Source organism: Parageobacillus sp. G301 (genome assembly GCF_030268025.1).
Lineage (GTDB): Bacteria > Bacillota > Bacilli > Bacillales > Anoxybacillaceae > Parageobacillus_B > Parageobacillus_B toebii.
The window spans coordinates 91,884-111,983 of sequence record NZ_BSDB01000003.1 but is presented as its reverse complement, the minus strand read 5'-3'; the positions used below and the strand labels follow the sequence as shown (position 1 = coordinate 111,983).

General features: G+C 42.2%; 23 protein-coding genes and 1 riboswitch. Of the genes, 6 read left to right on the top strand and 17 right to left on the bottom strand.

Annotation, left to right across the window (positions count from 1 at the left end):
* Positions 1-6 precede the first annotated feature (6 nt).
* Entirely contained in the window at positions 7-351 is a 345-nt protein-coding gene (locus QSJ37_RS16410; RefSeq protein WP_285756275.1) for a YojF family protein, read from the bottom strand.
* A gap of 161 nt (positions 352-512) precedes the next feature.
* Between QSJ37_RS16410 and QSJ37_RS16405 the strand changes: the two genes are divergently transcribed.
* On the top strand, positions 513-1,283 hold the full coding sequence (locus tag QSJ37_RS16405; RefSeq protein WP_285756273.1) for an arginase family protein: 771 nt from the start codon (positions 513-515) through the stop codon (positions 1,281-1,283).
* Between the two features lie 212 nt (positions 1,284-1,495).
* On the opposite strand, the gene QSJ37_RS16400 is transcribed toward QSJ37_RS16405, so the two are convergent.
* The 11 genes from QSJ37_RS16400 to QSJ37_RS16350 all read right to left on the bottom strand — a co-directional run bounded on the left by QSJ37_RS16400 (position 1,496) and on the right by QSJ37_RS16350 (position 11,497).
* Positions 1,496-1,768: an acylphosphatase gene (locus tag QSJ37_RS16400; protein WP_285756272.1), complete on the bottom strand. Its 273-nt coding sequence runs from the start codon at positions 1,766-1,768 to the stop codon at positions 1,496-1,498.
* Between the two features lie 125 nt (positions 1,769-1,893).
* Positions 1,894-2,631, bottom strand: coding sequence for a sirohydrochlorin chelatase (locus QSJ37_RS16395; RefSeq protein ID WP_285756270.1), 738 nt, complete (start codon positions 2,629-2,631; stop codon positions 1,894-1,896).
* 11 nt (positions 2,632-2,642) lie between these two features.
* Positions 2,643-3,422 (bottom strand): uroporphyrinogen-III C-methyltransferase, encoded by a 780-nt coding sequence (gene cobA / locus QSJ37_RS16390; RefSeq protein WP_285756269.1) that lies wholly within the window; start codon positions 3,420-3,422, stop codon positions 2,643-2,645.
* A gap of 33 nt (positions 3,423-3,455) precedes the next feature.
* Positions 3,456-3,674: a DUF3906 family protein gene (locus QSJ37_RS16385; protein ID WP_285756268.1), complete on the bottom strand. Its 219-nt coding sequence runs from the start codon at positions 3,672-3,674 to the stop codon at positions 3,456-3,458.
* Between the two features lie 12 nt (positions 3,675-3,686).
* On the bottom strand, positions 3,687-5,312 hold the full coding sequence (locus QSJ37_RS16380) for a nitrite/sulfite reductase (protein WP_285756266.1): 1,626 nt from the start codon (positions 5,310-5,312) through the stop codon (positions 3,687-3,689).
* Positions 5,313-5,918: an adenylyl-sulfate kinase gene (cysC, locus tag QSJ37_RS16375; protein WP_285756265.1), complete on the bottom strand. Its 606-nt coding sequence runs from the start codon at positions 5,916-5,918 to the stop codon at positions 5,313-5,315.
* Positions 5,919-5,931: 13 nt separating this feature from the next.
* Positions 5,932-7,092 (bottom strand): sulfate adenylyltransferase, encoded by a 1,161-nt coding sequence (sat, locus tag QSJ37_RS16370; RefSeq protein ID WP_285756264.1) that lies wholly within the window; start codon positions 7,090-7,092, stop codon positions 5,932-5,934.
* 55 nt (positions 7,093-7,147) lie between these two features.
* Positions 7,148-8,221 carry a sulfate permease gene (locus QSJ37_RS16365; RefSeq protein ID WP_285756263.1) on the bottom strand — a complete coding sequence of 358 codons (1,074 nt, stop codon included), beginning with the start codon at positions 8,219-8,221 and terminating at the stop codon, positions 7,148-7,150.
* Positions 8,222-8,235: 14 nt separating this feature from the next.
* Positions 8,236-8,943: a phosphoadenylyl-sulfate reductase gene (locus QSJ37_RS16360; protein WP_285756261.1), complete on the bottom strand. Its 708-nt coding sequence runs from the start codon at positions 8,941-8,943 to the stop codon at positions 8,236-8,238.
* A 124-nt stretch (positions 8,944-9,067) separates the two neighbouring features.
* Positions 9,068-9,176: riboswitch (SAM riboswitch) on the bottom strand.
* Positions 9,177-9,328: 152 nt separating this feature from the next.
* Positions 9,329-11,074, bottom strand: coding sequence for a PAS domain-containing sensor histidine kinase (locus tag QSJ37_RS16355; protein WP_285756260.1), 1,746 nt, complete (start codon positions 11,072-11,074; stop codon positions 9,329-9,331).
* A 198-nt stretch (positions 11,075-11,272) separates the two neighbouring features.
* The gene (locus tag QSJ37_RS16350; protein WP_012749148.1) at positions 11,273-11,497 is read right to left on the bottom strand and encodes a DUF1128 domain-containing protein; all 225 of its coding nucleotides are present in this window, start codon (positions 11,495-11,497) and stop codon (positions 11,273-11,275) included.
* A gap of 104 nt (positions 11,498-11,601) precedes the next feature.
* Between QSJ37_RS16350 and QSJ37_RS16345 the strand changes: the two genes are divergently transcribed.
* Genes QSJ37_RS16345 through QSJ37_RS16335 form a run of 3 tightly spaced genes read left to right on the top strand, consistent with a single transcriptional unit; the run spans position 11,602 to position 13,209 of the window.
* Positions 11,602-12,072: a low molecular weight protein-tyrosine-phosphatase gene (locus QSJ37_RS16345; RefSeq protein WP_062754859.1), complete on the top strand. Its 471-nt coding sequence runs from the start codon at positions 11,602-11,604 to the stop codon at positions 12,070-12,072.
* A 16-nt stretch (positions 12,073-12,088) separates the two neighbouring features.
* Entirely contained in the window at positions 12,089-12,358 is a 270-nt protein-coding gene (locus QSJ37_RS16340) for a YtxH domain-containing protein (RefSeq protein ID WP_285756259.1), read from the top strand.
* 17 nt (positions 12,359-12,375) lie between these two features.
* Positions 12,376-13,209: a YihY/virulence factor BrkB family protein gene (locus QSJ37_RS16335; RefSeq protein WP_285756258.1), complete on the top strand. Its 834-nt coding sequence runs from the start codon at positions 12,376-12,378 to the stop codon at positions 13,207-13,209.
* A gap of 677 nt (positions 13,210-13,886) precedes the next feature.
* Here QSJ37_RS16335 and QSJ37_RS16330 read toward each other — a convergent pair.
* From QSJ37_RS16330 to QSJ37_RS16315, 4 genes are all read right to left on the bottom strand, one after another.
* Positions 13,887-14,033: a BH0509 family protein gene (locus QSJ37_RS16330; protein WP_062754855.1), complete on the bottom strand. Its 147-nt coding sequence runs from the start codon at positions 14,031-14,033 to the stop codon at positions 13,887-13,889.
* A gap of 175 nt (positions 14,034-14,208) precedes the next feature.
* Entirely contained in the window at positions 14,209-15,090 is an 882-nt protein-coding gene (locus QSJ37_RS16325; protein ID WP_285753359.1) for an IS3 family transposase, read from the bottom strand.
* An 8-nt stretch (positions 15,091-15,098) separates the two neighbouring features.
* The gene (locus tag QSJ37_RS16320; protein WP_285753360.1) at positions 15,099-15,395 is read right to left on the bottom strand and encodes a transposase; all 297 of its coding nucleotides are present in this window, start codon (positions 15,393-15,395) and stop codon (positions 15,099-15,101) included.
* 64 nt (positions 15,396-15,459) lie between these two features.
* Positions 15,460-16,605, bottom strand: coding sequence for an MFS transporter (locus QSJ37_RS16315; protein ID WP_285756257.1), 1,146 nt, complete (start codon positions 16,603-16,605; stop codon positions 15,460-15,462).
* A 265-nt stretch (positions 16,606-16,870) separates the two neighbouring features.
* Here QSJ37_RS16315 and cax point away from each other — a divergent pair, with 265 nt between their 5' ends.
* Both cax and QSJ37_RS16305 read left to right on the top strand, forming a co-directional pair.
* Positions 16,871-17,923 (top strand): calcium/proton exchanger, encoded by a 1,053-nt coding sequence (gene cax / locus QSJ37_RS16310; protein ID WP_285756254.1) that lies wholly within the window; start codon positions 16,871-16,873, stop codon positions 17,921-17,923.
* Positions 17,924-18,066: 143 nt separating this feature from the next.
* Positions 18,067-18,855 carry a YfkD famly protein gene (locus tag QSJ37_RS16305; protein ID WP_285756408.1) on the top strand — a complete coding sequence of 263 codons (789 nt, stop codon included), beginning with the start codon at positions 18,067-18,069 and terminating at the stop codon, positions 18,853-18,855.
* Between the two features lie 26 nt (positions 18,856-18,881).
* Here QSJ37_RS16305 and yfkAB read toward each other — a convergent pair whose 3' ends face one another.
* Positions 18,882-20,006, bottom strand: a complete 1,125-nt coding sequence (yfkAB, locus tag QSJ37_RS16300) for a radical SAM/CxCxxxxC motif protein YfkAB (RefSeq protein ID WP_285756253.1) — start codon at positions 20,004-20,006, stop codon at positions 18,882-18,884.
* Positions 20,007-20,100: the final 94 nt, after the last annotated feature.

The following is a 20,100-nucleotide window of genomic DNA, read 5'->3' as shown; positions in this document are numbered from 1 at the left end:
CCTTCATTAAAATGGCTCGTGGCTTAATTGCAGCGCAACAGCCAGCCTTCCTTCATAATCGTGCCCGGCTAACAGCAATTGTCCTTTCTCTGTCATTTCCCAGTCTGTTAATCCTTCCGCATACACCCAGCCGAAATCAAGTTTTAAGCCGACACGATACGGCCCGTTTCCAACGATTTTCCCGCGGCTGAAACGAATAAGACCGTTGCGGATATAAGCTCCGGCAGAAAAAAATCCTTCATTATGATGGGCAGCGTATGCACCATTCGTTGTTTCTAAATGTATATATACATCTTGATTGGCAAAGCGGTTTAATGCGGCTTGCACTTCGCAAACATCAATCGGCTGCAAGCGAATCCCTCCTGCTATTCATTTTCTACTTATTTTACATGAAACGAGCAAAAAAACGAAAATATTTCGTCTATCGAACTTCTTAATTATAATAAAAGAAGGTAGTCATTGAGACTCATCAAGCTTCGATTTTACGCCAAAATAGAGGAGAGGTGTTATTGATGAGTTTTCAAGGAAATGGCATAACGTTTTTAAACTTTGACAGTACGTATGTTTCGCAAAAACAGCTTTTTCATTTTCCGCATGAATGGATCGATTTTACCGATTTAGCACATACAAACTTGTATTGCGAACCCGAATCATTACGTGAGATTGAGAGACGCATACGTCTTCGTAAACAGAAAGGAGCGGTGTTCATCGGAAACGGAAACTATCACTATGTTTCTTATTTGCTTATTCAAGAAATAAAGGAGCCTTTTACTCTCGTTTTGTTTGACCATCATACGGATGTTGGAACTGGGGATGATCCTGTTATTTCGTGCGGTTCATGGGTATCGTATGCGCTAAAGCATCCTTATTTAAAAAAGGTGGTCATGATCGGTCCAAAACCTTCACAACAGTATCTTCGTTTATCTTCTAATATTACTGTCTTCCCAATTGATCATTACGATATTTCTCCAAGCATGCTTTTTTCCGTCATTCCTACTCATTGTGTATATATTAGTATTGATAAAGACGTGCTTTGCCGTGATGATGCGGTAACAAACTGGGATCAAGGAACGATGCCGCTTTCGTTTTTGCTTTCTTGTCTCCGTCATTTATTATTCTATAAAAAGGTGGTGGGTGTGGATGTGTGCGGTGAATATCCGCAAGCTTCCATTGATGTTTTTAACCCTGTTTGCCGCGAAGCGAATCGAAAAAACGAATATGCGAACCGATGCATTATTGAAACGTGTTTACACTACGCATCTACACATCCCCTTCCGGCGTAATTGCTCACCATCAGTAGCATTATAGATGTAAGTTTTGCCTTTTGATCAAAGAATCACGATGTTTTTCGACTGCGCATAAGCGTGATCGAGGTAAGTCCGTGGATTGCCTAGATCAGCCGAGAAATCTGCGGCAAACTTTTTGTCCGTCAAAAGTTGAATCTTCCAGATAAACTTATATTACAAATAAAGGAGCTGTATCTATTTGCAGCCCCTTAGTACATGATACGAAATTGCGTTTCATTATTAATAATTGGAATTTCTTGTGCGGAAACATCGGTTACTTTCGCAAATAGCGTTCCTTCTTGGATCGTGTCAATAAATAACTGTATCGCTTCTTCATTTCCTTGTACTTCAAGTTCCACTGTTCCATCGTCATTGTTTCTGACCCAGCCTGTCAATCGCCGTTTTAGTGCTTCATATTGGGTAAAATACCGGAATCCCACGCCTTGAACGCGCCCATGAACGATTAAGTGAAACCGTTTCATATTGCTCGCCCCTCGCCATCTTTTTTCTATTCTCATCATACAATAGATGGAGGTATTTTGTATATGTGGATGTAAGATAAGAGGGGGACGAAAAGTGAAAGGGAGCTTGGCGATGTTAAGCTCCCCTATTTCGCTCGTAACAATATTTGTGCGTTTTCTTTGATCATATTCTGCAAAAAAGGATGGTATCCTAAATAGTTGCATAAAATCCACTGTTTATTGGATGAAGAAAGGGAACGGAGCTGTTTTTCAATTGTTTTCATTAATACGCCAGTAAATAATAAATAAGGAACGACGAAAATTTTTTTGTAGAAAGAACGGCTTGCTTCATATAAACCGTCTTCCAATGTTGGCCGGATGGCGGCTAAAAAACATATATCAACGCGCGGGACGTTTGTTTTTGCTTGAAGCAGCTTAGCGATCGCGGTGATATCACGCTTCGTATCCGGATCGCTGCTGCCGCGTCCGATAAGTAGAATCATCGATTCATGGTCTAGCGGCACTGCTTGTTCTTTTATCCGGTCTACAACAATATCAATCATCATTTCATGCACGCCAAACGGTTCTCCAAGCACGATTTCTAAGTGGGGATGGCGCTGTTTTGCTTGCCGGATTGCCTCTGGAATATCATGTTTAGCATGTCCTGCTGATAAAAGCAGAAGCGGGAGAACAACGATGCGAGATGCCCCTTTTTGAACGCAAATATCGATTCCAGTGACAATATCTGGGTGTGCAAGCTCAATAAAACAAAGTTCTTGAATGGGAACATCAATATTTGTTTTACACTGTTCTACAAAGGAACTCGCTTCCGCACGAGCTTTGGCGATGCGGCTGCCGTGACAGACGTACAATATCGCTTGCATATTCCACCTCGTCATAATGCTGCGTTGGCGACCGTCTGTTGTTTTTGAAGCAGCTGTTCAAACCATTGAATGTTTTCGCGAAGTTTTACGACGTTCCCGACAATAATCATGCTGGGGTTTTCGATCTTTTCTTTTGCGACAACATCAACGATCGTCGATAAGGTAGCAGTTACGGTCCGTTGTTCGGACATGGTTCCCCATTGAATGACCGCAACGGGGGTTGAAGGAGCTTTCCCGTATTGGATGAGCTGGCTGCAAATATATGGGAGATTGCTAATGCCCATGTAAATGGCAAGCGTATCAATGCCTTTCGCGAGATTTTCCCATTTGATTTCTTCTTCGCTTCCTTTCCGCTTATGACCGGTGATGAAGGCGACGCTAGAGCTGAAATCTCGATGGGTGACAGGAATACCAGCGTAAGCAGCAGCGGCGATTCCAGAAGTAATGCCGGGAACGATTTCAAACTCGATTCCATGTTTCGCAAGCGCCTCTGCTTCCTCGCCGCCTCTGCCAAATACGAACGGGTCGCCGCCTTTCAAACGAACAACCGTTTTTCCTTTTTTGGCGTGCCGAACAAGGAAATGATTAATGGTTTCTTGCTGCATGGTATGGTAACCCGGCAATTTGCCGCAAAAGATGAGTTCTGCATCTTTTTTCGCATAGGATAACAGCTCTTCATTGATGAGGCGGTCGTATAAAATAACATCGGCTTGCTGGATGCATTTGAGGCCTTTTACGGTAATTAGTTCAGGGTCACCAGGACCCGCTCCAACTAGGTATACTTTTCCCATCTTTGTTTCAGCCCTTTCTCGTTTGCATGTTTTTTATGAAGAATGGCGGGGTTCGCTGTAGACAACGAACCCGCCTCCGCGACGAATCAGTTTTTTTTCATGTAGAGAAATATCCGTATAATCAGGAACTTTTAAAAAATGTTTTTCTAATTCTACTTCGACGAAGCGAAATGCTTGTTCATCATCGTTTGCGGCAATGACGACATAGATGATTTCTGTTTTTGTGGTTACTTCAAATCGGTACAGAAACATTGCTGTCACCTTTTATGCTACCGTGCTGACTTGCGCTAAAATGCTGTCTAGTTCTGTTTGCAACGCTTCTATTCCGACGCGATCTAAGTAAGCTAAGAATGTTTCACCCGGCAATTTTGTTTCTTTGAAATAGGTTAATAGCTGCAAAAGCACTTCGGAAATTCGTTCCGCATCTACTTTTCCTTTTAATTTTTGATTGTATTTGCCACCGTTAAGCAGCGTGCCGCCGACGTAAATTTCAAACGCTTCAATCATGCCTCTGTCTTTTGTTTTTGTTTTGATTCCTTGCAGGCCGATATCTCCAATTTGCCGTTGGCCACATGAGTTTGGACAACCGACCATATGAATGCGTACCGGAACGTCCAGTTCTAAATGCTGATCTAAATATTCAGCGACGCGCCGCATCCGTTCTTTCGTCTCGACGAGCGCCAAATTGCAAAACTCGGTGCCTGTGCAAGAAACAGAATAACCGGTGAATGTGTTCGGACGGATAGAAATCCGTTCAAACACTTTTTCTTGTAATACAGCGTCAACATATTTATCTGGAATATTTGGAATAATTAGGTTTTGTGAATTGCATGTGCGGACTTCGCCGTTGCCGTATTGGCGGGCTATGCGCGCGATTTCGAATACTTCATCCGCGCTCAAGCGGCCAACTGGCACATTAAAGCCGATGAAATTTAATCCTTCTTGTTTTTGGCGATGGACACCATAGAAGTAACCAGGGTTCCAGCCCTTTTGTACGTCTTCTCCTTTGGATGGGAGAGGCCCCGTGAGCTCAATTAATTTTTCTTTAAATTTATCAACGCCCCAGTCAGCGACAAGGAATTTGAGACGGGCGCGATGGCGTTTTTCGCGATAGCCGTAATCGCGGAAAATCGTTGTGACCGCGACAGCGACGTCTTTCACGCGATCTGGCGTTACGAACACATCTAACGTTTGGGCAAGGTACGGAGCAGACGATAAACCGCCGCCGACTTTCACATGGAATCCGAGCACTTCTTTGCCGTCGATCACTTTTTTCGCCGGTGTAAACGACAAGCAATGAATCTCTGCGTTAACCGTGTTGTAGACGTTGGCGCTGATCGATATTTTATATTTGCGCGGCAAGTTGGAGAAGTCTTCGTTACGTTGGAAAAACTCATATACTTCACGAACGATGTCTCTTGTGTCAAACAATTCGTCTGGGTCAATGCCGGCAAGCGGATTGCCGACGATGTTGCGAGTGATATCGCCGCAGGCGCCGGCGGTAGATAACCCAACTCGTTTTAAACGATCAAAAATATCAGGAATTTGTTCGATTTGCAGCCAGTGGAATTGAACAGATTGGCGTGTTGTAATGTCAAACAAACCGCGTCCGTAATCACGGGCGATGCCTGCTAGCGTTTCGAGTTGCTCGTTATTCAAAATCCCGGAAGGAATGCAAACACGCATCATAAAATAGCCGGCTTCTTTAGGGCGCTGCAGGTAAAGCCCCGCCCATTTGAAAAGATCCCATTCTTCTTGCGGAATGGAAGAGAATCCGTGTTTTGCATAATAAGGAATATCATCAAAAATTTTTAATCCGTCTTTTTTGAGCTTTTTTAATTCCGTTTTGTTTAAATTTGGGTTATTTGCCCATACTTTTTCGTATGCCATTTAAAATTCCCCCTTGATAAAATTTCGATTGCGCAAGTAAGCAATCACTTGATTGGCGCATTCATCGATCGTGTAGCGATGTGTTTCAATCGTTAATTCCGGAGAGACAGGCGCTTCATACGGAGAGTCAATGCCGGTAAAATCGCGAATTTCTCCGTTTCTTGCTTTTTTATACAGTCCTTTTGGATCGCGTCTCTCACACTCTTCTAGCGGGCATTTCACATAAATTTCGATAAACTCGTCTTTTTCTACTAAATTGCGCACAAGCTCGCGATCTTGCGCGAAAGGAGAAATAAATGCCGTTAGGACGAATTGGCCGCTGTCGACAAACAGCTTGGCAACTTCACCGATGCGGCGAATATTTTCCGTGCGATCTGCGGCGGAAAAGCCGAGATCCTTATTAAGCCCATGGCGGATGTTGTCCCCGTCTAATACATAGTTTTGAATGCCAAGGTCAAATAATTTTTTCGACACGGCATTGGCGATCGTTGATTTGCCGGAGCCGGAAAGCCCGGTAAACCATAAGATTGCGCTGTGATGCCCGTTGCGTTTTCGCCGGTCTTCTTTTGTAACCGCCGTTTGGTGCCAAACGATGTTCACGCTCAATTTTATTCCTCCTTTAACGTGCAGACGTGGTGACAGCCTCTTGCTGTTGCAATCCCTTAATCAATACCGCCGCGACTTCCGGACGGCTGAACGTGCTTGGCGGCACTTGGCCGTTGCGCAGCATTTCCCGCACTTTTGTGCCGGATAATACAACATGGTATTTCGGATCATGCGGGCATGTTTTCGTCGACGCCATGCCTTCGCATTTCGTGCAATAAAAGCTATGTTCGAAAAACAGCGGCGTAATGCCCAGTTCTTCCGGTGTGAAATTTAAAAAGATTTTTTGCGCATCATACGTGCCATAGTAATTGCCGACGCCGGCATGATCGCGGCCGACAATGAAGTGGGTGCAACCGAAGTTTTTGCGCACCATCGCATGGAAAATTGCTTCCCGCGGTCCGGCGTAGCGCATCGCTGCTTGGAACACTCCTAAAAACACGCGGTCTTGCGGATAATAGTTTTCCAACAATACTTGATAGCTTTCCATGCGGATGTCCGCCGGGATGTCATCCGCCTTTGTTTCACCGACAAGCGGATTTAAAAAGAGGCCGTCGACAATTTCGAGCGCGCATTTTTGAATGTATTCATGGGCGCGGTGGACAGGATTTCGCGTTTGAAAGCCAACCACCGTGTTCCAGCCAAGCTCGGCAAAACGCTTACGTGTTTCGGCCGGATCGAAGTAGAATGGAGCGAAGCGCCCTTTATCAGTGCGTTTTACTAATGTAATCGGGCCGCCTACATATACATTTGGCTTTTCAAATAGTTTTCGTACGCCTGGATGTTTGAGTTCATCGGTTTTGTAAACGAGAAGCGCTTCCTTTGTTTTATCAGGTTGATAGATTTCTTGAATGTCAATGATGCCATATGTTTCTCCATCGTAAACGAGTTTGGCCGTTTCGCCGGCAGAAAGCTCTTTTGCCTTTTCTTCGGTTACAGCAAGGGTAATCGGAATGCTCCATACGGTGCCATCGGCGAGCCGCATGGTTTCGACAACGGAATCATAATCGTTTTTTGCCAGAAAGCCGGTAAGAGGGCTGTAAGCTCCCGTCCCGATTAGCTCTAAATCGCTTAATTCCGCTTTAGACAACTCAATCGTTTTTGTAACGGTATCCACTGGATAGTCAGGGTTCCAGCGATTCACTAACGTGCCTCCATGGGGAATGCTTAAGCTCATGTTGATAACCTCCTAAATTTACTTATTTTATCGGATAAATAAGTTTTATCATTGGTTAAATGCCACCGCCGCTTTCATGCAAGGACCGCCGTTCTTCGTCGATTGTTTTCTTCAGGCTAATAATGCCAAGGGTAGCGAGACAAACGCTGAAAATGGCGATGATTGTATAAAGATCGCTGTCAAGCAGCAGTTTAACGAGACTGTACGAAATAACTAGTGAAAAAATAGGCGATACAAACCAAACTTTTAATAGCTGAATGACAATGCGCTTTTGCCAAATATAAAAGCCGTTTTTTGCTGTACCGATGCCAATGATGGCAGAGGTAGTAATTTGGGTTAACGGTACAGGCAGCCCGAAAATGGACGAAAGAATGACCAGTGTTGCGCCGGTGCCGGAAATCGCGCTGCCTTCAAATGGAGAGAAGTTCGTGATTTTTTTTCCGTTTGTTTCTAAAACGCGCCTTCCAAGCAATATGGCGCCAAGGGCGACGAATATGCCGCCGAATATCATCCCATGGGAAACGGAAATTAATCCGGCGCCGACAAGTGGGCCGACGGCATTGGCAACATTGTTCATTCCAGCCGAAAAAGCTTCAAAAAAGCCGGTCACAATTAAAAGAGTGACGAACATTTTTCCCCATCTGCCTTGTTCTAATTGCGGATATTTCCGCTTTAGCGATAAAAAACATTTTCCTATGAAAAATGTAAATGCAAAGGCGATGATAGGGATAATGATCCATATGGAAACAATAAACAGCAATTTATGAAAATATACGGTTTGATAGGCAATGCCGATGCCGACAACCGAACCGACCGTAATTTCGCTCGTAGAGAGCGGAATGCCCATGATATTGGCGGCGAATAAGGATATCGTCGCGGCAATTAAAATGATCACCACAATTTTGATGGTCAAGATGGAAGACGGGATAATCCCGGAACCGATCGTTTTGACAACCTCGCCGCCGCCCAGGCTGCCAAGAAACACTCCTAATCCGCAAAGCAGAAGGGCGGTTGATCTCCGCCTGATGGCGCCGGATCCGTACGCCACTCCCATTGCGGCGGCGGCGCCGCTAGCACCGATATTCATTGCAAAGAAAAAGGAAACGATAAAAGCAACAATAAGGAGCATATTCGTGTCTCTCCCTATGAGATATGAAGCCCGCATTCCGTTTTTCCGTGCCCGACCCAGCGGCCGGAACGCAAGTCGTTCGGGTCGAGAGCAGGGGCTGTGCATGGCGCGCAGCCGATGCTTGGATAACCTTGATCATGAAGTACATTGTATGGAAGCCTGTATTTATATACATAGCTCCATACGTCTTTCCATGTCCAATGAATGAGCGGGCATATTTTGATCGATTGGAATTTGTCATCTTTATTGATGTATTGGACGTGGCTGCGTGTCGGTGATTGTTCGCGGCGCAGGCCGGAAATCCAAGCGGTTACCCCGGTCAATACTTCGCGCAGAGGAATCACCTTCCGCAATTCACAGCATTTGTTTGGATGGTGTTTCCATAATTCGTCCCCGAATTGTTTTGCCTGTTCATCTAAGGATATGCTCGGCTGTTTCATCACAATGCGGAGGGAAGGATATTTTTCTTTTACCTTTTCGATTGTTTCGTATGTTTCACGAAAATGAAGCCCGGTATCGAGAAATACGATTTCTGCATCTGGCTTTACTTGCGAAATTAAATCGATTAACACGATTCCTTCAATGCCGAAGCTACAGGCGTACACAATATCGTCCTCATATTGGCGGTATGCCCAGGCGAGAACATCAAGCGCCCCTTTTGTTTCATTATCGTGAGGGAATGAAGGTTTTTCTTTGGCTTCCCATGTTTGATAAGTGAGCATTTTTCTCCCCCTTTGAAATCAAAGAAAATAAAGTGGATTAGTTGGTTATATAGGAATAGAAAGAGAACGAACGCTTATTAAAAACGCTCTCCCATTTTGGAAGAGCAAACCGGTCACTAATAGCGCCTTATCTTCCAAAATGGAGTCCATTTTGCTGGAATTAGCACCTTGCTTTCGGCCAAGCAGGTTGCCGGAGTTCATCGGGCCAGTCCCTCCCTCACTCTTGATAAGTCTTATATAATTGATTAAAATTTTAACACAATTCAAGCAAAAGTCAATCCTAGTTTTTCTATAGGAATTTATTTTTTGCTGATATAACACAGTAGAGGAATAAAGAAATCAGGAAAGAAAAGGGCGGTTTGTTGTCCGACCTTTTCCATGCATGTCAATCGGATAATAGGGAATTATGCAAAACAGAGGATGCAGAAACGCGGATCGGCAATGTTACTTCGACGGTTGTTCCTTTATTCACTTCACTCATAATCGACATCGTTCCGCCGTGGTCTTCGATAATTTTTTTACTGATCATCATCCCAAGACCAGTACCTTTTTCTTTTGTTGTAAAGAACGGTTTTCCTATTTTTTCTAGATGTTCTTTTGGAATTCCGCAGCCTTCGTCGATAAAGCGAATAAGAACGGAATGTTCATCCTTTTTTTGTGCTTCAATGAAAATATGTCCACCATTTTTCATCGCTTCCATCGCATTTTTTAAGAAATTAATAAATACTTGCTTTAATCCGTTTTCGTCACATTCAATGAGAGGAAGAGATGGATCAGTTTTTGTAATAATTTGGATGTTATGCAAAATACCCTGTGTTTCTAATAAAGCGGTGACATGTTGAAGCAAAACGCCAATATCACTTTTTGTAAATTTGGTTGCTTGTGGTTTTGCCAACACTAATAGTTCGCCTAAAATAAGTTCAATGCGCTGAATTTCTGATTCAATAATGTGAAGGTAAGGTTTTTTCTCGTCAAGTTCGGATTGCAATAGTTGTATAAATCCTTTTATGGCTGTAAGCGGATTGCGAATTTCATGGGCGATCCCAGCCGCTAGCTGGCCGGCAACTGAGAGCTTTTCCGATGTTCGAATGAATTCTTCTGTTTTTTTCAGTTCGGTAATATCGGTGAATGTCAATACCGCATCAACGACGGCTCCATTTTCCAAAACAGGCGTTACCGTATAGGAAACGGGGAAATGGGTACCATCTTTTTTCCAAAAAATATCTTCACTAATATGATATGTTTTCCCATCTTGAATGGCGAGATCAATTGGGCATTCATCAATAGAGTAAGGAGTTCCATCTTTTTTCGTATGGTGAATGATATCATGCGATGCTTTTCCAATGGCTTCTTCCGCTTTATATCCCGTCATTCGTTCTGCGGCTGGATTCCAGAAAACGATATTTCCATGTTTATCAATCCCACAAACTCCTTCAGCAATAGAATTTAATATGAGTGTATGTTTATGATATAAGTTTTCCAGTTCTTTTCGGTAGCGATTGAGTTCCGTCATATTTTGGCCAATCACATAAATTCCTTTCAAGCGATTTCCATGAATTATTGGAATGGTTTTAAAATGCATGTCAATAATTTTTTCATTTTTATGCTTTACTTGTAAATCATATTCACAACTTTCTCCTTTTAATGTTCGTTCAAATATTTTTTTTGCTTTTTCAATTTGGTCTGGGGCGATAAACTGAGTAAAATGTTTGCCAATATATTCGCTTGGTTTGTATCCAAGCATTTTTCTTACTTCAGGGTTGCCGGATATAAGTAGCCCATTTATGTCTAGCAGAAGAATCACATCAGGGTATTCGAAAAAAAGACATTTATGACATTGTTTATTTTCTTTTAATAAGCGGCTAATGATAAATGCGGACGCTGCCAAACAAAAGGCGCTGAGCACAGCAACGATGGAGCTGAACAAAAATCGAGTGAAAGAATCCGCCATATGGGGAAAATGTATTGACCAAACCACAAGACCGATGATGCATATGATTGCTGCTGCAGAGAGCATGTAAATAGGAAATGTGTGGGCGAATAGTATTTTCAATAATATGTAAGAAACGATTACGGTAATGAAGAATAATAGAATGATAAATAACACGTAATGAATACCGCCAGAGATCATTTTTATTCTCCTCTCCCGCCTTAAAACATTAGAACTTAGACATAATTATACGAAAATAAAGATAATTTGAGTAGAACCAATAAAAAACGCTGCCCAAAGCGAAAAGGACAGCGATAGACGTTTCCGCCTTACATTGATACGTAAGTATGGCATTGTACATAATGAATCATTGAAAAACGACGTTTCCTTCAGCATTTTTTACTTTTTGCGTAAGTTTCCTAACTCCTCGGCGATGGCCTGCATCTCGCTTGGGCTAAACGTATTTTTTCTCATCACCATTTCATAAATGTCTTTTAGCTCATCATACCATTCCTCGGAGAAGTGGGAAGGTTTAATCGCATCAAAATTTAATACTTTTAGCTTTTCTTTTATTTTTTCTACCATGTACGCTACGTTTTCTGCCGACTTTTTGGATAAATCCATTTTTTTGCTCCTTCCTTGTAAAGGTTACATGTATTTTAACATACAAGGGAATACATTGCGCTAATATTTTTGTATATAATGGGGTCGAAAGGAGATGTGAAACAATGGTAAAAGTATTATTTGTTTGCTTAGGGAATATTTGTCGCTCGCCGATGGCGGAAGCGATTTTTCGACATTTAGTAAAAGAGAGAGGATTGGAAGGAAAAATCATCGTTGATTCAGCGGGAACAGGGAATTGGCATGTCGGAGAACCGCCGCATGAAGGTACACAGACGATATTAAAGAAAAATAAGATCGATTTTTCAGGAATTTGCGCTCGGCAAATTTGTAAAGAGGATTTGCAGGAGTTTGATTATATTATTGCCATGGATGCGGAAAATGTTGGGAATCTGCGACGATTAGCCGGATACAATAAAACAGGATTTATCGGCCGGCTTCTTGATTTTGTTCCAAATAGCGAAATTGCTGATGTGCCAGATCCGTATTACACAGGAAACTTTTCAGAAGTATATGAGCTTATCCGAAAAGGGTGTGAACATTTATTAGAAGCAATTATAAAAGAGAAAAAACTTTAAAAAGGGGGAAAAATAAGTGAAGAAGAGAAATGTATGGAAAGGTGTGATGATCGGGGCAGCAGTAGGAGCCGCATTTTCCTTGCTGATCAAAAGGGAAGAAAAGCAAGACCGTCTTTCATTGCCGATGAAGCTGAAACAATGGCGCCAATCTGTAGAAGAGATGGCAGAAGACATGGCGTTTATTATGGAAAAAATAAAAGATATTGCAGAAAAAACACCGGAAGTTATCGAATTTATAAAAGAAGCATATAGCTGGAAAAAGGATGATCGTCCCCGAATAAAATAATGAAGGGGGAACGAGAAATGATGATTAATTTAACGTTTATTCGTGAAATGGTGCGGCGTTTTCAAAAGGATGAAATTCCCCGTCTGTCGGCGGAATTAGCTTATTATTTCCTTCTTTCCCTGTTCCCATTTCTTATTTTTTTATTTACGTTACTTGCTTATTTGCCAATTCCACATGAAGATATTCTTTCCATAATACGTCAATATGCTCCAAAAGAAGCGCTTCATTTAGTCGAGGCAAACATTCGTCGGGTGATGGACGACCAAAACTGGAAATTGTTATCGTTTAGTATTATCGTTGCGATTTGGTCAGCTTCAAATGGAATGAATGCGATTGTCCGGGCGTTTAACCGCGCTTATGATGTCGAGGAAAATCGCCCCTTTTTTATCGCTCGTGGAATGTCGGTATTGCTTACAATCGGAATGATTTTTGTGATCATCGTTGCATTGTTTTTGCCTGTATTCGGGAAAACGATTGGGCTATTTTTATTTTCTGCATTTGGTTTTTCCCAAACATTTTTAATGACTTGGAACGCGTTGCGTTGGGTCATTAGTTCATTAATTTTGTTTGTTGTGTTTACCGCATTATATTATTTCGCGCCAAATAAGAAGCTGCGTTGTGCGAATATTGTCCGCGGCGCAATCTTTGCGACAGTTGGATGGATTCTCATGTCGCTTGCTTTTTCTTACTATGTCAACAATTTTGCGAATTATACCGCCATGTACGGAAGCCTCGGTGGAATGATTATTTTAATGGTGTGGTTTTATTTATCAGGGATGATTATTGTTTTAGGAGGAGAAATGAACGCGATTTTTGATTGTGAACGGGAAGGAAGAAAACGCACGCGTTAATATGCACAAACTTCCTTTCATAAACAACAAATTCAGGGAAATAGTAACGACTGTAAGAGGTTTGTTGAAGATGAGAGGGGGATTGTGATGACGAAACATACGAAAAAAGACGGCGGTACAAAACAAAAAGGAAAAAACAGACCAAAACATAAAACAAGCGGAAGCGCCAACGGCCAAAACGGATATCATTAGAAAAGCGGAGGCGGCGCGAACAGCTCTCGAAGCGAAATGTTCTTCGACTGCTGAAGTGCTTGCACTTCAAGGGAGAAGGTTATTTCGCACAAGAGAGCTAGCCGCCGAGCTAGACAATAAGAAAAGCGTAAGGCGCCCGCTTATCGGCGACACGCGCTGGAGGACCCGCGAGGAGGCTGTTGCCGCCACAGCGGGGCCGAAGCGTCGCGAGCCGATGGCGCCTGGAGCTAGACAATAAGAAAAGCGTAAGGCGCCCCATTTCGCCTAAAGGCTGCCCGCGTCCTGCGGGCAACGGCGAAATGTCGCCATCCTGGCTCCGCGACACGCGCTGGAGGACCCGCGAGGATAATGCTCCAAAAAACAAAGAAAGCGCTGCAGGGGATCTACGCGAAGACAATAAGCCTCTGCAGCGCCTCAACAAAGTGTTTTTATCGGTGGCGCAAAGAGATTATAAAAAAGAAAAGGACTGTCCTATGGCGGTCCTTTTATTCTGCGATTTCTTCATGATTGTAATAGTACAACTCATAAATATATTCGATTTCTGCGTCTGTCATATAAGCAAGTTGGTCTCTTGTAATTCCTCTTACTTTTTCGATAAATTCAATCATATTTTTTCGTTCTGCTCTAAGCATTTATTATCGCTCCCCTCCAGGTTGTTCTGTTTTAAAACAGAATATCAATTTCTTGCTATTATTATATAACAGAACAAAAAGAAAGGTCAATAATTTTTTGAAAATAAACACAAAAAAGAAGGTCAGCCATGAGTGAAGTGACCCCTGTCAAGTAGACAGGAATAAAAAAGCACATTTAAGTAGCCTGAGTCCTATATTCATAAGGACTCAGGTTATTTAATTTCTTTTGGAAACGTTGATGGTTATAAAAACGAATATATTTGTGTACGGCATCCTTCACTTCTTCGGCCGTGCGGAATGAGTACAGATGAAAACACTCTGCCTTGAAATGGCTGAAGAAGTTTTCCATGCAGGCATTGTCCAAGCAGTTTCCTTTTCTGGACATACTGGCCTTTATATTGTATCTTTTTAGTAGGTTGTTGTATTGGCGGGATGTATACTGGAACCCCTGATCACTATGGAGGAGTAGTCCATTTACATTCCGTTTTTTTATGGCCTTTTTTAGCGTGTCGATGACCAGTTTGATGTCATTTCTTTCGCTGATATGATAAGCCACGATTTCATTATTGTATAGGTCTTTAATAGCGGACAAATAGAGTTTTTGCCCATTAAAAATTAAATAGGTAATATCTGTAACCCACTTCTCGTTTGGCTTTGACGCGTGGAAATCTCGGTTTAGATGATTGTCCGAAATCACATAAGGCTCTTTCTTTCCGTAATAAGGCCGTTTCTTCCGAATCACCGCCCGGATTCCCATCTCCCTCATCAGCCTTTGTACTCGTTTATGGTTGATATCCAGTTGGTATTTCCGTTTCAGCCAAACTTGAACCCTCCGATACCCGTAGATTCCTTTCACTTCTTCATGGCACTCTTTGATTTTTTCCTTTAGCTGCTCGTCTTCCAAGTGCTTCTGAGAAGGGCGTTCCTGTCGTTTTACCCACTTGTAATATCCGCTTCGAGATACGCCTGCTATCTCACATAATAGTTGAATCGAACCATAACACCCAGCCATTTCTTGAATGATCGCGAACTTTTTGTGAGCTGGTACGGCTTCCATCCCCCCTTTCACCTCTTTAAGAGCTTTTTTAGCATCTCTACTTCCGCCTCCAGACGCTTGATTTTCGTTTCAGGATCTTCCGGACGAGTTCTCGGTCTTCCTTTATTTGGTCCTTTTGCTTTGCCCCGTTTTTCCTCCAGACCTTGTATTCCTTCCTGTTCATAGCGTTTCACCCATCGACGTACCATGGAATGGCTAATTCCCAATTCTTTCGCCACCGTTTCGTATCCCATGCCCTCTTCCAAATATAAATCCACAGCTTTCTTTTTAAACTTTGTATCATATGTTTTTCGTATTTTCCCCATAGAAAAATCCCCTCCATAGTAGACAGATTAATTGGCTTTCTTTTTTCTGTCTACTATAAGGGGATCATATCAGAGTGACCTTCTTTGTTTTATTCCATAACAACGGCAAAAAGACAAGGAAGAGAAGTGCGCTTATCGTAAAGAAAAAGTTGTGATTCGCCCCGAATTGAATCATTAAGCCGGTCATAAACGGACCGATCATGCTGCCAATGCTGTATAGCATACCACATAGTAAGTTTCCGGCTGGGAAGAGCCGTTTTGGCAGCAAATCTGCCATATATGTAATCCCGAGTGAAAACAAAGAGCCGACAAACATACCGGCAATAAAGAAACAAACGGCAAGCCCGACAAGGGAGTGATGGAATAAATAAGCACTAAAAAAGCTGGCACTTCCGATCAATAAAGCAACGGAAATGACTCGTTTTCGCTGAAAACGATCACTTAATACTCCAAGAGGCAATTGAGAAATGATACCTCCAAGTGAAAAAGATGGTAAAATAAATGCTACATGTTCTATACCAATATGTTCCCGCAAAGCGTAAACAGGGAAAATGGCATGAATCGCTGCTTCCAAAAAGCCGTAAGTAAATGGAAGCAATAAAGCAACCCACGCGTATTTCCATGCATGAACGAAGCGTTGAAATGTGTGTGCCGAACCAGATTGTTCGCTTTCCTGCGGCCGTTCGTTTGGCAAGAAAAAGACGCTACACCAGCCTATAAGGCTAAGTAGCGATGATAAGAAAAACGGCAACGATTCATGGAATTGAATGAGTGACGCTAACAGCGGACCAGCTGAAAAACCGATGCCGAAAAATAGCCCGTATAGCGACAAGTTACGTCCTCGCCGTTGTGCGGGAGAAAAATCGGTAATCCATGTTTGTGTTGCGAAATGGAGCATATGGTCACCAATTCCGATGCAAAGGCGCAAGAAAAACCAAATCAAAAATGAATGAAAAGCTGGAAATAAGGCGAGCGATAATATTACAATAAAACCACCAAGGATAATCATAGGCCGGTATCCATATTTGCGCAGCGGTTTTTCTAAAAATGGAGAGATCAATAGGACACCGATATACAACGCTGTGGCATGTATGCCATTTGCAGAAGAGGAAAATCCATATTTTTCAAGCAATATAGAAAGCAGCGGCAGCAGCATCCCTTGTGATAAACCAGAAATAGCGACAATGCTGATTAAAATCCAAAAGCGCATTGCTTGATACCTCGTTTCTAAACATAACACTCGTTTAACATGGTACATAAGTGGATTGTATAAGGCAAGAAAAATAAAGGAAGGATTTTTACGTAAAGTGTTAAATACATATATTTGGGAGAATATTGAATAATAATGACGACCGTTATCCCATTGTCATACATAACATATGGTTCAAAAAATGCCGCTATTTTCTGATTGATTGTCGAACGAATATAATGAGCTGTTTTAGATAAACTGAATGAGAAAGGTGGAATTATAACGGATGAATAAAGTATTTGCGCTGATGGTATGGATCGGCGTTCCATTATCAGTAATCGGCAGTTTTCTTCATTGGCCTGTGATCTTGATGTTTGCGGTGTATTGCTTAACGATTATTGCTTTAGCAAGCTATATGGGACGCGCTACGGAAAGTTTGGCTATTGTAGCTGGACCGCGCATAGGCGGATTGCTTAATGCTACGTTTGGCAACGCAGTAGAGCTCATTATTTCCATTTTTGCTTTAAAAGCGGGACTCGTAGAAGTAGTGCTCGCCTCACTTACAGGTTCGGTGCTTGGCAACTTATTATTAGTGGCTGGTTTGTCTTTTTTTGTTGGCGGTCTTAAGTACAAGCGGCAAGAATTCAATGTATATGATGCCCGCCATAACGCGGGACTGCTTACGTTTGCCATTTTAGTGGCGTTTGTGATTCCTGAAGTGTTTACGATGAACATGTCTAGTCAAGAAAAGCTATCTCTTAGTGTCGGTATTTCGATTATTATGATCCTTTTATATTTAGCGGCATTATACTTTAAGCTTGTCACACATCGCGGGGTATATCAACAAAAGTCTGATGTAGTGGAAGAACACGAAGAACCAGAATGGACAAAAGGAAAAGCAATTTTGATTTTAGCGCTAGCAACCGCGGCTGTTGCCTACATATCCGAGAGACTTGTCCATACGTTTGAAACGGTGGCGGAATCGTTCGGATGGAGCGAATTGTTTATCGGGATTATCATTGTCGCCATCGTTGGAAACGCAGCGGAGCACGCCTCTGCCATTATTATGGCATACAAAAATAGAATGAATATCGCTGTTGAAATCGCGATCGGTTCAACGTTACAAATCGCTATGTTTGTTGCGCCTGTGCTTGTTCTTGTTTCTTTATTCTTTCCAGAAAAGATGCCGCTTGTTTTTTCACTTCCGGAATTGATCGCAATGGCGACATCTGTATTATTAACGATTGTCATTTCTAATGATGGGGATACAAACTGGTTTGAAGGAGCGACATTGCTCGCGGCTTATACGATTATGGGAATCGGCTTTTACTTGCTTTGATCCTCATGAGTATTTTCGTTTATCCAAAAAGGCTCTGCTAATCGGCAGAGCCTTTTTGTTAATAAATTTTTTTCTATACGGATAAACCGTACTTTTTTGAAAGAAAATAACGGTGAGAGTAGCAATGGAAAGGAGTCAGCATGATGAAAAAATGGAGTATTTGCCTTTTTATTAGTGCTTTTATGATGTATGCTACTACTTTCACCGCTGACGCGGCTCCCAAACAAGCACAGCCGAGCTCCGTAGTAGATATTACAAAAGAAAATACGTATCCAAATCCGACGCAAGATTTGCCGTATCTAGAACCAAGCAAATTTACAAAACAGCTCCTTGATTCAGCAAACGTAAAGATTGAGAATCCAGAACTGATCCGGCTTCTTAATGAATCTTCCGTTTCCAGTACGCCGTTTGCTATTGGGTACCGGGCAACGATTTATTTAGGGCAATGGCCGCTCAATTATCAATCGTTAGAAACGTCGACGAATTGGGAGTATCAAAAGGTCAATACCAATTTTCTCGATAATCGTGGCGGCAATGCTCTACAAAGACTATATTATAGACAGGAAACGCAAAAGCATGTGCGCGGCGGTTTAACGGCATCAATTCCAAACGAAGAAGCGGTGCAAAAAATGATGTTAAATGCGGCGATGAAAAAGACGGACTTGCCGTTAGCGTTTAGTACGGTTGTCGGGATTGGGACGAAAAAAGACCATCCATATCAAGTGCCTGCCAAAAAGCTTGGTTATTTGTATGCTTATGCGCCAGCCGTGAATGAAAAAGGGAAAGTTACCTATGGAGAAGTGTATGTTGTACTTAAAGGAAATAAAAAGAAAATTGTCGTGAAAAATGTAACAACACGAGGAATTGGCGCATGGATTCCTGTTCAGGACCGTCTGTATTTTTCATATGTTGTAAGCGAACAACCAAGATAAAACGTCAAGGTGATCACCTTGACGTTTTATTTTTTGATTCGCGCTTTTCGTTTCGTAAAATCGATATCAGAATAATAGGTGTTTTTGACAAGTACGTTCGGTCCGAGACATTGAACAGATGGGCAATGACAAAGAAGCTGTTTTGCGATAGAGGAATTTTTCCATTTTTCATATGCTTCTAGCAGCGTATGATGACGGATGTTTCCAAGCACCGGTTCATCGCCGAAGTCAGTCACAATAATATCTCCTGTAAAAATATTGACGTTTAGCCGGGAGCGGCCGTCTGGATCATTGCGGACGGTTACGTTTTTACTCGAATAAAGCCGTTTCAATAGCGCTAAATCTTCTTCGTTATCGCTGCAAGGGTAAAATGGAAGTGTTCCAAACAACATCCAAACATTTTCGTCGCGAATATCAAGAAGATGATGAATTGCCTCCCGCAATTCGTCCAAGCTCAACGTTTCCAGCGCACTTGCAAAATCACTAGGGTACATTGGATGCACTTCATGGCGTTTGCAATGCATCTCATTAACGACTTGGCGATGAATTTTTTCTAAATGTGGAACTGTCCGCTTGTTTAGCATTGTTTCTGCGGAGACGATGACTCCCGCTTTGGCCAAAGCTTTCGCGTTTTCAATCATTCGTTCAAAATATTTTTCACGTTGCGCAACGCTTGGTTTGCGCTCCATCATCGCAAATCCGCCTTCGACAAAGTCATCGATCGTTCCCCAGTTATGCGAAATATGCAACACATCGAGGTACGGAATGATTTTTTCGTAACGATCTAACTCTAATGTTAAGTTTGAGTTTAGTTGTGTCCGCACTCCACGTTCATGGGCGTACTTCAATAACGGAACGACATAGTTATTTACCGATTTTAATGATAACATCGGCTCACCGCCGGTAATGCTTAATGAACGTAGATGCGGAATTTCTTCTAGACGCTGAATTAATAAATCAAGCGGCAGCGCTTCTGGGTCTTTCGTTTGCAATGTATAACCGACTGCGCAATGTTCGCAGCGCATATTGCATAATGTTGTCGTCGTAAATTCGATGTTTGTCAGTTGTAATTCCCCATATTCTTCTATATCAAGATACGCTTCCCACGGATCAAACGATGGCGCAATAGGTTTCATTGTTAATGAACTCATATAATTCTCCTCTTTTCTTCTAAATTACAACCACCGTTCATTATGAAAAACAATTGCTCTGCTTGTCAATTGCTTTGTAATGGCAAGCAATATA